We start from the raw sequence: 608 nt of genomic DNA, 5'->3' as shown, positions 1-608 counted from the left end.
AAAACCTTGTGCAACTCAGCCGGGAAGTTCATTTGTAGCCGCTTAATCTCTTCACTCATTGATAACCCTCTTTTGAATAGGAATAAATCATATCATTTTATGATTTTCCAGACAACCCCGGAAATAATCATAGGATCATATGATTCTGCGAAATCTAAGATACCTACAAGGCGTTATTGATTTACTTTTGAACCCGAACCCGGATTTAAGCTAAAACCCCTTAGAATGCGTTACAGAGCGTTTTAAGGGGTATGCCGTTTAGCTGGTTCATTTTCTCCCATGTAGTAAGGGTAGTTACTTAGAACAAATCAAATCCATCTGCGTAGATACTGCTGCTATGTTCCCTCCCTTATCAATCTCTGTCTTATACACTGTAATTTCATTAGTCGCTGTTGGATAAATCACAACACCATGCCCTGTATGGGGATCACTTAGAAAATTCATCCCATAACGCTGTATATCAGAATCAGGGACAGAATCAGCAACGAAAGTAGAATCTGAAAATAATATGTTCTGCCCTTCATCAACAATATTAACCATCTGTTCCCGCACGATGTACTTACCTACGCGCTGAGCCTGTTCACTGTGAGCCAGAACAACTTTTAAAC

Annotated in this window: 1 protein-coding gene; it reads right to left on the bottom strand. The window is 39.6% G+C overall.

The genetic code is table 11. The features are described 5' to 3' along the window. Positions 1-294 precede the first annotated feature (294 nt). A partial coding sequence (locus N1032_RS26360; protein WP_259543607.1) for a hypothetical protein occupies positions 295-608 on the bottom strand: 314 nt, incomplete at its 5' end.

Source organism: Herbiconiux daphne (assembly GCF_024979295.1).
In the GTDB taxonomy this organism is placed as follows: domain Bacteria; phylum Actinomycetota; class Actinomycetes; order Actinomycetales; family Microbacteriaceae; genus Herbiconiux; species Herbiconiux daphnes.
This window is presented reverse-complemented; position numbering and strand designations above follow the sequence as displayed.